This window comes from uncultured Bradyrhizobium sp. (assembly GCF_936943645.1).
GTDB lineage: Bacteria > Pseudomonadota > Alphaproteobacteria > Rhizobiales > Xanthobacteraceae > Bradyrhizobium.
This window is the reverse complement of the sequence record NZ_CAKZJO010000091.1, coordinates 1-12,635: the sequence shown is the minus strand read 5'-3', so window position 1 is coordinate 12,635 and position 12,635 is coordinate 1. Positions and strand designations below refer to the sequence as shown.

Annotated in this window: 10 protein-coding genes; 6 read left to right on the top strand and 4 right to left on the bottom strand. The window is 65.1% G+C overall.

Annotated features, from left to right (window positions below; genetic code table 11):
• Positions 1–111 precede the first annotated feature (111 nt).
• Complete coding sequence (locus Q0743_RS27295) at positions 112–1,113, top strand: adenosine kinase (protein WP_298244571.1); 1,002 nt, start codon at positions 112–114, stop codon at positions 1,111–1,113.
• Between the two features lie 130 nt (positions 1,114–1,243).
• On the opposite strand, the gene Q0743_RS27290 is transcribed toward Q0743_RS27295, so the two are convergent.
• Positions 1,244–2,938, bottom strand: coding sequence for an AMP-binding protein (locus tag Q0743_RS27290; protein WP_298244590.1), 1,695 nt, complete (start codon positions 2,936–2,938; stop codon positions 1,244–1,246).
• A 119-nt stretch (positions 2,939–3,057) separates the two neighbouring features.
• A complete protein-coding gene (locus Q0743_RS27285; protein WP_298244570.1) occupies positions 3,058–4,251 on the bottom strand; it encodes a serine hydrolase in 1,194 nt (397 codons plus the stop codon).
• 344 nt (positions 4,252–4,595) lie between these two features.
• Between Q0743_RS27285 and Q0743_RS27280 the strand changes: the two genes are divergently transcribed.
• The 3 genes from Q0743_RS27280 to Q0743_RS27270 all read left to right on the top strand — a co-directional run bounded on the left by Q0743_RS27280 (position 4,596) and on the right by Q0743_RS27270 (position 7,733).
• On the top strand, positions 4,596–4,916 hold the full coding sequence (locus tag Q0743_RS27280) for a hypothetical protein (protein ID WP_100178576.1): 321 nt from the start codon (positions 4,596–4,598) through the stop codon (positions 4,914–4,916).
• Between the two features lie 108 nt (positions 4,917–5,024).
• Positions 5,025–6,518 carry an NAD-dependent succinate-semialdehyde dehydrogenase gene (locus Q0743_RS27275; protein ID WP_298244569.1) on the top strand — a complete coding sequence of 498 codons (1,494 nt, stop codon included), beginning with the start codon at positions 5,025–5,027 and terminating at the stop codon, positions 6,516–6,518.
• A 75-nt stretch (positions 6,519–6,593) separates the two neighbouring features.
• On the top strand, positions 6,594–7,733 hold the full coding sequence (locus Q0743_RS27270; RefSeq protein ID WP_298244568.1) for an SbmA/BacA-like family transporter: 1,140 nt from the start codon (positions 6,594–6,596) through the stop codon (positions 7,731–7,733).
• 28 nt (positions 7,734–7,761) lie between these two features.
• Here Q0743_RS27270 and Q0743_RS27265 read toward each other — a convergent pair whose 3' ends face one another.
• Positions 7,762–8,676 carry a phosphoribosylaminoimidazolesuccinocarboxamide synthase gene (locus tag Q0743_RS27265; RefSeq protein ID WP_298244567.1) on the bottom strand — a complete coding sequence of 305 codons (915 nt, stop codon included), beginning with the start codon at positions 8,674–8,676 and terminating at the stop codon, positions 7,762–7,764.
• 72 nt (positions 8,677–8,748) lie between these two features.
• Positions 8,749–9,666, bottom strand: coding sequence for a pirin family protein (locus Q0743_RS27260; RefSeq protein ID WP_298244566.1), 918 nt, complete (start codon positions 9,664–9,666; stop codon positions 8,749–8,751).
• A 271-nt stretch (positions 9,667–9,937) separates the two neighbouring features.
• Here Q0743_RS27260 and Q0743_RS27255 point away from each other — a divergent pair, with 271 nt between their 5' ends.
• The gene (locus Q0743_RS27255) at positions 9,938–10,999 is read left to right on the top strand and encodes a helix-turn-helix domain-containing protein (protein WP_298244565.1); all 1,062 of its coding nucleotides are present in this window, start codon (positions 9,938–9,940) and stop codon (positions 10,997–10,999) included.
• 145 nt (positions 11,000–11,144) lie between these two features.
• A complete protein-coding gene (locus Q0743_RS27250; RefSeq protein WP_298244564.1) occupies positions 11,145–12,572 on the top strand; it encodes a serine hydrolase in 1,428 nt (475 codons plus the stop codon).
• Positions 12,573–12,635 lie beyond the last annotated feature (63 nt).

Sequence of the window (12,635 nt, the reverse complement as noted above, 5' to 3'; positions counted from 1 at the left end):
CCGTTGCTTGCCCGTGCAGGCCCGGTCGTGATAGGCCGCGAGCTTGAATTTCAGGCCGACAGGAAGCGGATTTCCGTAAGGTCCGCAATCCGCCAAACAGGATCAAGGTGAATGGCTGACGTGAAATATGACGTTCTTGGCATCGGCAACGCGCTGTTCGACGTGCTGGTCAGAACCGACGAGGCCTTTTTGGCCAGCCACGGCATGACCAAGGGCAGCATGTCCCTGATCGACGAGGCGCGGGCGGCGGCCATCTACAAGGACATGGGGCCGGCCACGGAAGTCTCGGGCGGCTCTGCCGCCAACACCATCGTCGGCATCGGCAGCCTGGGAGCCCGCGCCGCCTATGTCGGCAAGGTCAAGGACGACCAGATCGGCAAGCTCTACGTCCACGACATCCGCTCGGCCGGCGTCGCCTTCAACACGCCCGCCGCCAAGGACGGCCCTGCCACCGGATGCTCCTACATCCTGGTCACCGATGATGGCGAGCGCACCATGAACACCTATCTCGGCGCGGCGCAGGACCTGTCGCCCGCCGACATCGACCCGGCCGAGATCGCCTCTGCCGCCATCGTCTATCTCGAGGGTTATCTCTGGGACCCCAAAAACGCCAAGGACGCCTTCGTCAAGGCGGCCAAGATTGCCCATGACGCCAAGCGCAAGGTGGCGCTGACGCTGTCGGATTCGTTCTGCGTCGATCGCTATCGCGACGAATTCCTGGGGCTTATGCGCAACGGCACCGTCGACATCGTCTTCGCCAACGAGTCCGAGCTGCATTCGCTCTACATGACCTCGGACTTCGACACCGCGCTGAAGCAGCTGCGCAATGACGTCAATCTCGGTGTGGTCACCCGCAGCGAGAAGGGCTGCATGGTGATCTCGTCCGAAGACGCCGTCGCCGCGCCGGCGTTCCCGGTCGAGAAGGTGGTGGACACCACCGGCGCCGGCGATCTCTTCGCCGCAGGCTTCCTGTATGGCCTGGCGCGCAACCTTGCGTACAAGCAGTGCGGCGAGCTCGGCGCGCTCGCGGCCGCCGAAGTGATCCAGCACATCGGCGCCCGCCCGCTGGTGTCGCTGAAGGAGCTGGCTGGCCAGCGCGGGCTGACGGCGTAACGCGCGCGACTCTCTCCGCGTCATTGCGAGGAGCGCTTGCGACGAAGCAATCCAGAATCCCTCCGTGGAGGCAGACTGGATTGCTTCGCTGCGCTCGCAATGACGATTGTGTGGCGGCAGCGTGCGCCCCTCACGCCGTCTTCGCCGCCTTCAGCCCCAGGCGCTGCTCCACCGCATCCCGCATCACGAATTTCTGGATCTTGCCCGTCACGGTCATCGGAAACTCGTCGACGAACTCGACGTAGCGCGGAATCTTGTTGTGGGCGATCTGGCCGTCGCAGAAGCCGCGCACCTCCTCGACCGTCAGCGTCTCGCCCGGCCTGACGCGGATCCAGGCGCAGAGCTCCTCACCGTAGCGGGTGTCGGCGACGCCGAAGATCTGCACGTCCTGGATCTTGGGGTGGCGGTACAGGAATTCCTCGATCTCGCGCGGGTAGAGGTTCTCGCCGCCGCGGATCACCAGATCCTTGATGCGGCCGACGATGTTGCAATAACCCTCGTCGTCGATGGTGGCGAGGTCGCCGGTGTGCATCCAGCCATTGGCGTCGAGCACGTCGCCGGTCTTTTCCGTCTCCTCCCAATAGCCCAGCATGACGCTGTAGCCGCGGGTGCAGAGCTCACCGCGTTCGCCGCGCTTGACGATCCGCCCTTCGAGATCGACAACCTTCACCTCGACATGCGGGTGAATGCGGCCGACGGTGGAGACGCGCCGCTCGAGTGGATCGTCGGTCGCACTCTGGAAGCTGACCGGGCTGGTCTCGGTCATGCCATAGGCGATGGTGACCTCGCGCATGTTCATCTCGGTGTTGACGCGCTTCATCACCTCGATCGGGCAGGGCGCGCCCGCCATGATGCCGGTGCGCAGCGATTTCAAATTGAAATTCTTGAACTCGGGATGATCGAGCTCGGCGATGAACATGGTCGGCACGCCGTACAGCGCGGTGCATCTTTCCTGCTCGACCGCGCGCAGCGTCGCGAGCGGATCGAAGCCCTCACCGGGATAGACCATGGTGGTACCGAGCGTGACGGATGCAAGGTTGCCCATCACCATGCCGAAGCAATGATAGAGCGGCACGGGAATGCAGATCCGGTCCTGCTCGGTCAGCCGCATCGCGCGTCCGGTGAAATAGCCGTTGTTGAGGATGTTGTGGTGCGTCAGCGTCACGCCCTTCGGCGATCCCGTGGTGCCGCTGGTGAACTGGATGTTGACGGGATCGTCGAACTGAAGCGCGGCACCGAGCGCGGCCAGTTGCTCGCGGTGCTCCGCTCTGCCCATGCGCGCGACCTCCTCGAAAGGGATCGTGCCTGGGGCCCCAGGGCCGCCGATCTGGATCACCATCCGCAAGGCCGGCAGTCGCGCCGCCTGCAATTGTCCGGGCCTGGCGCCGGCCAGCTCCGGCAGCAGGGTGTTGAGCATCTCCATGTAATTGCTGGTCTTGAACGCGGTGGCGGTGACGATTGCCGCGCAGCCGACCTTCTTCAGCGCGAATTCGAGCTCGCTGAGCCGATAGGCGGGGTTGATCGTCACCAGGATGAGGCCGGCCTTGGCGGCGGCGAACTGGGTCAGCGTCCATTCCGGCCGGTTCAGCGACCAGATGCCGATCCGCATCCCGCGTTCGAGCCCGAGCGCGAGAAAGCCCGCGGCGAGCGCGTCGACCCGCTCGGCGAATTCTCTCCAGGTCCATCTGACGCCATGGCTGGGCGAGACCAGCGCCTCGCGTGTCCCCCAGCGCCGCACCGCGTGGTCGAGGCTGCTACCGATGGTGTCGCCGAGCAGCGGCGTATCCGAGATGCCGCAAACGTAGCTGTCCGCCTTGTCCGTCAGATCGCTCGCCAAGTTCGTCTCCTCAAAGGTGGTGCCTCGTGCCTGAAGCCGATGGCTTTGGGCACGAGGTTATCGATTGCGGTGATGGCGCGCGATGCAGCGCACCTCATACTAAGTGGCTAGGCCGCCTTCTGCCCGCTGCCCGCGTCGAGCCCGGCATAGACGCCGCGCTCGAAGCCGGCGAACGCTTTTAGGCATTTGCCGTCGGCGAAGGGCAGCAGCTGCATCAGGATCACGCCGGTGACGTCGCGCGCCGGATCAATCCAGTAATAGGTGTTGGCAAGGCCGGCCCAGGCCAGGCTGCCGGCGCTGCGGCCCTCGGCGGTCTTTTGCGTGTTGATCATGAAGCTGAGGCCCCATTTCTTCACCTGCTCCGGATAGAGATCGACGTCGTTGGTGTACATCGGCGCCGCCGTCGTCATCTTGGTCATGCTGAGATCGCCCATCTGGTTCTGGCTCATCATGGCGATCGTGTCGGCCTTCAGCACCTGGTTGCCGTTGCCGCGGCCCTTGTTCAGGATCATCTGGGTGAACTTGATGTAGTCGGCTGCGGTCGAGTAGAGGCCGCCGCCACCCATGTGGAACTCCGGCTCCTGCTCGAGCTCGAACGGGATCGCGGCGAGCTGACCGTCCTCGCCGCGCGCGTGCATGCCGACGAGGCGCTTGCGCATGCTGTCGGTGATCTTGAAGGCCGTGTCGCTCATGCCGAGCGGATTGAACAGATTGTCGCGCAAATAGGCGTCCAGCCGCTTGCCGCTGACGGCTTCCACCGCCTTGCCGACGAAATCGATGTTGGTGCCGTATTCCCAGCGCGTGCCGGGGTCGGTCATGACAGGCGTCTTCAGCGCCGCGTTCTGGCAGGTGGTGATCGCGGGAATGCCGTTCTTGTCCAGATAGACCGCCAGATCGCCGTTCCACATATTGTAGCAGAAGCCGGCGGTGTGGGTCATGAGCTGCCGCAGCGTGATCGGCCGCTTGGCCGGCCGCAGCTTTGCCTCGCCCTTGGCATCGAAGCCTTCGAGCACCTGCGGATTGGCGAGATCGGGCAGCACCTCGCCGATCGGCGCATCCAGCGACAGCTTGCCCTGCTCGACCAGCTGCATCGCGCCCGCCGATGTCACTGCCTTCGTCATCGAGGCGATCCAGAACACGCTGTCTTCAGTCATCGCATCGGGCTTCGACAGGTCGCGCTTGCCGAACGCGCCCTGATACAGCACGTCGTTACCGCTCGCGGCGATGGCGACGACGCCGGGGATCTCATTGGCCTCGCTCTTCTGACGCAGAATCTCGTCGATCTGGGCTTTGCTTTGCATGGCGTTTCCTCGGGTTTGATTATTGTTGGCAGCGATCGATTGTCCTCCCGCACGCCCCGCGCGGCAAGCGCGTCCAGATGCCCGCAACGGTCGCGATGTCGTGACTTGACGGTCTGCGCCCCACGCAGGACGACAGGCGGGCTGAACGGCAACACTCCGTCACAATCTGCGGTGGATGGCCGCATCTCGCCGTGACCTAGGATGGGCTCCGGCGATATGCTTCACGTGTTTGAAGCACTTGAAACATTTTGTGCGCTGCCGCGTTCAGCACTCGGCCCAATCGGCGGCCGACGTTAAGACTTGATGCAAATTTGGCGGCCCCGGGTGGCCGCGAGGGGACTCAGATGATTTCGACCTGGAGCGAATGGAAGCGCTATCCCCGTCCCGGACGGGGCGAGAACCTGGAGGCGCCGATTTCGCCCGGCATTTACGAAGTGCGTATCGCCGGCACCGGCGCGCTCTATTCCTTCGGGGCAGTCGACAATCTGGCGCAATCCCTGGCGCTGCTGCCGGTCGGTTCGAAGTCGTGGTTCGGACGTCGCAACGCCTCGGACGTGCCCGATCTCGAATACCGGACCTGCGCGACCTCCTCGAAGGCCGACGCCAAGGCGGCCGCCGAGCGCATGATCGGCCGGCGCGAAACCTATATGAGCGGCGCGGCCTAAGGCCGCTCTCTCTTTAGCTCCCATCAGATGTGCGTTGCGGGGCGGTGCATCGGGCACCACCTGCCCCTATATTGCGGGCCGATCCGATCGCCCCCAGGGAGTAACGCCATGACACCGACCGCCGCCGCACGCGCCCCGCAAGCCACCGCCACCCTGCGCGACCGGCTGAAGGACCCGTCGCTCCTGAAGGAGGCCTGCTACATCGACGGCGCCTGGGTCGGCACCCCGGTGTTCGCCGTCAACAATCCCGCCACCGGCGTCGAGCTCGCCAAGGTTCCGCAGCTCGGTGCGGCCGAGACGACCAAGGCGGTCGAGGCCGCCGAGCGTGCCTTCCCGGGCTGGGCCAAGCATACCGCCAAGCAGCGCTCCAACATCCTGCGCAAATGGTTCGAGCTGATCGTCGCCAATCGCGAGGACCTCGCGCTGATCCTCACCTCCGAGCAGGGCAAGCCGCTCACCGAGGCGCTCGGCGAGGTCGACATCGGCGCCGCCTATATCGAATTCTTCGCCGAAGAGGCCCGCCGCGTCTATGGCGAGACCATTCCCACCCAGCGGCCCGATGCGCGCCTGCTCGCGATCAAGCAGCCGATCGGCGTCTGCGGCGCGATCACGCCGTGGAATTTCCCGAACTCGATGATCACGCGAAAAGTCTCGCCGGCGCTCGCGGCCGGCTGCACGGTGGTGCTGAAGCCCGCCAACGAGACGCCGTTGTCGGCGCTGGCGCTGGCCGTGCTCGCCGAGAAGGCCGGCATTCCCAAGGGTGTGCTCAACATCATCACCGGTGACGCGCCGCCGATCGGCAAGGTGCTGTGCGAGCATCCGGCGGTGCGTTTCGTCGGCTTCACCGGCTCGACTGCGGTCGGCAAGATACTCTACCAGCAAGCCTCCGTCGGCGTGAAGCGGCTCGGCCTCGAGCTTGGCGGCAACGCACCCTTCGTGGTGTTCGACGACGCCGATATCGATGCTGCGGTCGAAGGCGCGATCGTCTCGAAGTATCGCAACATGGGCCAGACCTGCGTCTGCGCCAACCGCCTCTACGCCCAGGACAAGATCTACGACGAGTTCGTGAAGAAGCTGTCGGCCAAGGTCGCGGCGATGAAGATCGGCGACGGCACCGAGAGCGGCGTCACGCAGGGCCCGCTGATCAACATGAAGGCGGTCGACAAGGTCGAGCGCCACATCGCCGACGCCGTCAAGCGCGGCGCCAAGGTCGTGACTGGCGGCAAGCGCAGCGAGCTCGGCCGCTCCTTCTTCGAGCCCACCGTGCTCGCCGACGTCAAGGCGGACTCGCTGGTGTCGCAGGAAGAAACCTTCGGCCCGCTCGCGCCGGTGATCCGCTTCAAGGACGAGGCCGACGTCATCGCCATGTGCAACGCCTCGCCGTTCGGTCTTGCCTCGTACTTCTATTCCCGCGATCTCGGCCGCGTCTGGCGCGTCGCCGAGGCGCTGGAGTCCGGCATGGTCGGCGTCAACACCGGCCTCATCACCACGGAAGTCGCGCCGTTCGGCGGCGTCAAGGAAAGCGGCCTCGGCCGGGAAGGCTCCCGTCACGGCATGGAAGAATATGTCGAGATCAAATACGTGATGATGGCGGGGGTATAGCCGCCGGCGTCGCTTGACGCAGGTCAAAAGGCCTCGGGCAAGATCGCCTAACCTGACCCGCGCGGCATCATAGGGGTGGCGCGCGCGCAGGGTTGCGGCTCGCTCATGCTGACGAGGACCTCTTCCATTCCGGGCGAGATGCGGCTTCTTGGCCGTTTCTGGCAAAGTGCCTCGGGCTACTGGCGCGGACCGACGGCGTGGATGGCTTGGCTGCTGGTGATCGCCTTGATCATCGACGTCGTGCTGCAGCTCCTGACGCAATATGGCCTGAACTTCTGGAATCGGGACTTCTTCAACGCCATCGGCCGGAAGGATCAGGCCGAGCTGCTGGCCCTGGCCCTCCGGTTTCTGCCGCTGGCTGCGGCGAGCATCGCCTTGGTCGTGTTCTCGGTGTGGGCCCGCATGACCCTGCAGCGCTCCTGGCGCGAGTGGCTGAGCAATCGCCTCTATAGCGACTGGCTGGCGGATGCTGGTCCAGGGCGCGGCGCCATCGAAGGGCATCACGAGGCGCCGGAATATCGCATCGCCGAAGATGCCAGGATCGCGACGGACCTCCCGGTCGATCTGGCCAACGGCCTGCTGCAGTCGGTGCTCACGATTGCAACCTTCGTCGGCGTGCTTTGGTCGGTCGGGGGCAGCCTGACGGTCCAATTCGATGGCATCGCCTTTGCGATTCCCGGCTACCTCGTTCTCGCCGTGATCGCCTATTCCGCGCTGCTGGTGATCGGCATCTGGCTGACAGCCGGCCGTCTGACCCGGGTCATCGAGGAAAACAAGCGCATGGAGGCCGAGCTCCGTGCGATCGGAACCCATGTGCGCGAGATCGGCGAAGGCAAGGTGGTGCAGGAGGCCGGCATGAATAGCCGCCATGCCCTTGGCGCCGCCCTGAAAGCCGTGATTGCGATCTGGCGAATCTACTGCTGGCAATTGATGCGGATGACGCTGGTCACTTATTCGGGTCTTCTGGTGACGCCGGTGGTCGGCCTGCTGCTTTGCCTGCCCAAGTACCTTGACGACACCATGACTCTCGGCGAAGTGGTTCAGGCCTCGGCGGCGTTCGTCGTTGTTCAGACCGCCTTCAACTGGTTCACGGACAATTACACCAAGCTCGCGGATTGGACGGCGTCCGCCAATCGGGTTGCCGAACTGCTGTTTGCGTTGGATGCGGATCACGCGCCCAACGCTGAAGCCCGTCGTCGATCAATCCCTGCTTGACCCAGTGCGTCGCGATGGCAGGTGCAAGCTAGATCTTCAGCTCTTTCCCCGTCACCCGCCGATACGCTTCCAGATATCGCTTGCTCGTCGCATCCACCACGCTGGCCGGCAGCGGCGGAGGCGGGGCGTCGCCGTTCCAGCGGCCGGCGCGGCGCTCGACGTCGAGATAGTCGCGCAGGGGCTGCTTGTCGAAGCTCGCCTGCGGCTGGCCGGGCTTGTAGGCATCGACCGCCCAGAAGCGCGAGGAGTCCGGTGTCATCACTTCGTCGATCAGGATGATGCGGCCGTCCTTGTCGCGGCCGAACTCGAACTTGGTGTCGGCGATGATGATGCCCTGCTCGCGGGCGAGCTCCTCGCCGAGCGTGTAGATCGCGCGCGTCATGCTCTCGAGCGTATACGCCGTCTCGTCTCCGACCACTTCGCGCATCTTCGCGATCGTGATGTTCTCGTCATGGCCGGTCTCGGCCTTGGTCGCCGGGCTGAAGATCGCGGGCTCCAGCTTCTCGCTTTCGACGAGACCGGCCTTCAGCTTTTCGCCCGCGAGCGTGCCGCTGGCCGCATATTCCTTCCACGCCGAGCCCGAGAGATAGCCGCGGATCACGCATTCGATTGGGAACACGGTGGTGCGCTTGCACAGCATGGCGCGACCAAGGATCTCGGCGCGGTGCGATTTCAGCGTCGGCACGGCGGCGATGATCTCGTCGGTGTCGGCGCTGATCATGTGATGAGGCACCACGCCTTCGAGCTCATTGAACCAGAATGCGCTGATCTGCGTGAGTACCGCGCCCTTCATCGGGATGGTCTCGCCCATCACGACGTCGAAGGCGCTGATGCGGTCGGTGGTGAGCAGCAGCAGGCGGTCGTCGTCGACGGCGTAGATATCGCGCACCTTGCCGCGCCCGATCTTGGTCAGGGGCAGGTCGCTGGAGAGCATGGTGGTCATCGTCGGAGCTTTCAGGGCGTTCGCGCAGGAGATCCGGCCGCGCCTGATGGCGCGACCGGCAATCGGATTAGCCTATTCCGGCAGCGGAATGAACTCATGTTCCTGCGGAACTGCCGCGAAGCGGCCGGTTTTCCAGTCCTGCTTGGCCTGCTCGATCCGCTCCTTGCTGGAGGAGACGAAATTCCACCAGACGTGGCGCGGCCCTTCCAGCGCATCGCCGCCGAGAAACATCATCCGGGTCGCCTTCAGCGCCTTCACGGTGATGCGGTCGCCCGGTCGGAAGATCAGCAATCGCGGCGCCTCGTAACGCTCGTTCGCGATCTCCACCTCGCCATCGACGATGTAGATCGCGCGCTCCTCATGATCCGGGTCGAGCGGCACGGCCGCCCCGGCGGCCGCCGTGACCTCGGTGTAGAACCAGGGCGACACCATCGAGACGGGCGAGGTGATACCGAACGAGGATCCCGCGATCACCCGTGCGGTAAAATCGCGCTCGGAGATCATCGGCAGGTCGCCGGCGCCGTAGTGCTGGAACGACGGCGAAATTTCTTCCGATCCGGCCGGCAGGGCGATCCAGCTCTGGAGGCCCAGCATCTTCTGGCCCGAGGCGCGTTGTGCCTCCGGCGTGCGCTCGGAATGAGCGATGCCGCGCCCGGCCGTCATCAGATTCATCGCGCCGGGCGCGATCTCCTGGACGTTGCCCTCGCTGTCGCGATGCATGATGGCGCCGTCGAACAGATAGGTGACGGTGGCAAGCCCGATATGCGGATGCGGCCGCACGTCCATGCCCTTGCCGGAGACGAACTGCACCGGGCCGAAATGGTCGAAGAAAATGAAGGGCCCGACCATCTGCCGCTTGCCGTGGGGCAGCGCGCGCCGCACGGCAAATCCGTCGCCGAGGTCCCGCGTGCGCGGCACGATGACGAGATCGAGCGCATCGCAGGACATGGGATCGCCGAGCACGGGATCGTTCGAGGGTTGCCAGCTCATGGTGAACTCCTTTTGGCTTTATTGAGCAAGACGGTAGCAGGATTTTGCACCGCCGTCGCGGCAAAGGCCGGGTCGCACGCTCCGCTGTCATGCCCCGGCTTGACCGGGGCATCCAGTACGCCGCGGCCCGTCGATTCCATCACTGCCGTCTCGGAGTACTGGATCGCCCGGTCGAGCCGGCGATGACAGTTGTGAGTGCCGATGGTCCTTGAAAAAGCCGGCACAACGAACGATGTTCGTCCGACTTTAACCGCGACCGTCCGCCCATCCGATGACCCTTGCCGCAATCGAGCTTGCCTTTCGCGCTGCCAGCGTCGCACTGCTGCTGGTGCTGGCGGCGTCGTTGCTTGCCGACTTCCGCAGCGTGACTGCAGCCCGCCTCGGCGCGGCCTTTGCGCTGGGATCGGCTGCGCATGCGGCGAGCTACTCGGTGGATGTCACGTCGCGGATCCCGCTCTTGCATGCCCCGCTGGTCGCGTTGTCGACCGGCACCATCGTGGTGTTCTGGCTGTTCACCCGGTCCCTGTTCGACGACGAGTTTCGCCTGCGCTGGTGGCACGGATGGGTCTGGGGGCTGGTGACGGCCTTCAGCTTCGCAGGCTGCGTCTGGATTGCACCCAGCGGCCATGTGCGGTTCTCGGTGACGGCAGTCAATCTGATCGTGCTCGGTTTCATCGCGCTTGCTGTTGGGCAGATGATCGCCTCCTGGCCGACCGACCTGGTCGAGCGCCGCCGCCGTGTTCGTGTCTTCATCGTCTGCGCAACTGCACTCTATGGTGGACTGAGCGCGATGCTCCAGATCACGGCCGCCGGCAACCACGTCGGCGAGGTCGTCGAAACCATCAATGCCGCTGCGCTGGCCTGCACCGTCGCGGCGATCGTCTACGCCATGATGCGTGTCGATGGCGCGGATCTGTTTCAGGTCGCAGCTGAGCCCGTACCGGCGATTGCGCAGGGCCAGCCTGCGGTCGAGGATGCGGCCGACCAGAAACTCGTCGATGCCCTGATGCGGCTGATGGCGGACGAGCGGATCTATCGCCAGGAGAACATCACCATCGGCGTGCTCGCCGGCCGGCTGAAGATTCCCGAATACCGGCTGCGTCGCCTGATCAACCAGCGGCTCGGCTACCGCAACTTCAATGTATTCCTGAACAACCACCGGATCGAGGAAGCCAAGGCCGCGCTCGCCGATCCCGCCCAGGCCGAGGTGCCCGTCATCACAATCGCCATGGATGCCGGCTTCCAGTCGCTCGGCCCGTTCAACCGCGCCTTCAAGGCGGTCACCGGTGTGACGCCGTCGGAATATCGACGGCTCAAGGTGACTACGGCCTAGATTTTAAGCCACTGGAATCACTGCATGATTCCAGAATCGACCAGTACCTTCCGACTTCAACCAGACCATTTTCCAAATCCGGCGAGCGCTCCTCCGCCTGCTCCGGCTTCCTCGCCGCACACGCCCCCTGTGCCGGAGAAAGCCCGTGACCCGCCGCCGCAAGATCGTCCTCCTCACCACCACCATCGCCGCTGCCGGCCTCGTGCTCGGCGCGGCCCGGGCCCGCGACATGCCTAAGGTCGCCACCGGCTTCGTCGCCGACATCCTGTGCTCGGAGACGTTCGTCTCCGGCCTCGACCCAAGGCGCAACTTCACCGAGACCACCGACGCCATGCCCGGCACCGGCCTGATCACCTGGGCGATGGACACCCGGGTCGATCGCACGCGCAAGGATGTCACGGTGACGCTGTTTGGCATCGGCCGCAGCCACGCCGTCTATCGTGAGGGCCTTGGCTGCACGCTCGAGCATGAAGCGGGCATCGCCGACGTGACGGTGCCGCCTGACGACAAACAGCCCGCGCTGTTGCCGGAGATCGCCGGCTCCTCACTCGTGCCGCCGCAAAGCCCCGAACTGGCCGGTGCACTCGACCGCGCCTTCACCGAGCCGGCGCAACCGCCTTACCGCCGCACTCGCGCGATCGTGGTGATGAAAGCCGGGCGCGTCATCGCCGAGCGCTACGCCGACGGCATCGGACCCGAGACGCCACTGCTCGGCTTCTCCATGACGAAATCGGTGATCTCGGCCCTCACCGGAATCCTCGTGCGCCAGGGCAAGCTCAAGCTCGACGGACCAGCGCCGGTTGCCGCCTGGAAAGATCCCCATGATCCACACCATGCGATCACCGTCGATCAGCTTCTGCGCCACACCGCCGGCCTCGCGCTCGGCAGCTCGCTGCAGGCCTCGCTCGGCTCCGCCTTCGAGCCGGTCAACCGGATGAAGTTCGTGGAGACGGACATGGCGGCCTATGCCGAGACCATCCCGCTCGAGACCGCGCCCGGCACCGCCTGGAATTACCACGACGGCAACATCCTCATCCTCTCGCATCTGATCCGTGATGCGGCCGGCGGCACGCCGGAAGGCGCGCTCCGCTTCGCGCGCCGCGAATTGTTCGCGCCGCTCGGCATGCGCCACGTCACGCTCCAGCTCGATGGCTCGGGCACAATCGAAGGGTCGAGCGAGACGCTCGCATCCACGCGCGATTGGGCGCGCTTCGGCCAGCTCTATCTCAATGACGGCGTCGCCGGCGGCAAACGCATCTTGCCGGAAGGCTGGGTGAACTATTCGGCGACGGCCACGCCGAATGCCTGGGTCGGCATCGGCGCCGGCTTCTGGACAAACCAGGGCGACAGCTTCGGGGCGAAGTTTCGCGTGGAGCACGGCTGGCCGCGCGATGCCTTCTTCGCCAAGGGCACGATCGGGCAATACACCATCGTGATCCCGTCGGAGAAGCTGGTGATCGTGCGGCTCGGCCGCTCCCCGAACGCACCGCCGCAAGCGGATGGCGTGTTCGATCTCGTGCGCGATGTGGTGGCGGCAACGCGTGAGAAGGGAAAGCTGGCAGGGGCGGATTGAGGTCTTTCTTACCCTCCCCTGGAGGGGTCCGGGACGAGCGTAGCTCGCCCGTGGTCGATCGCG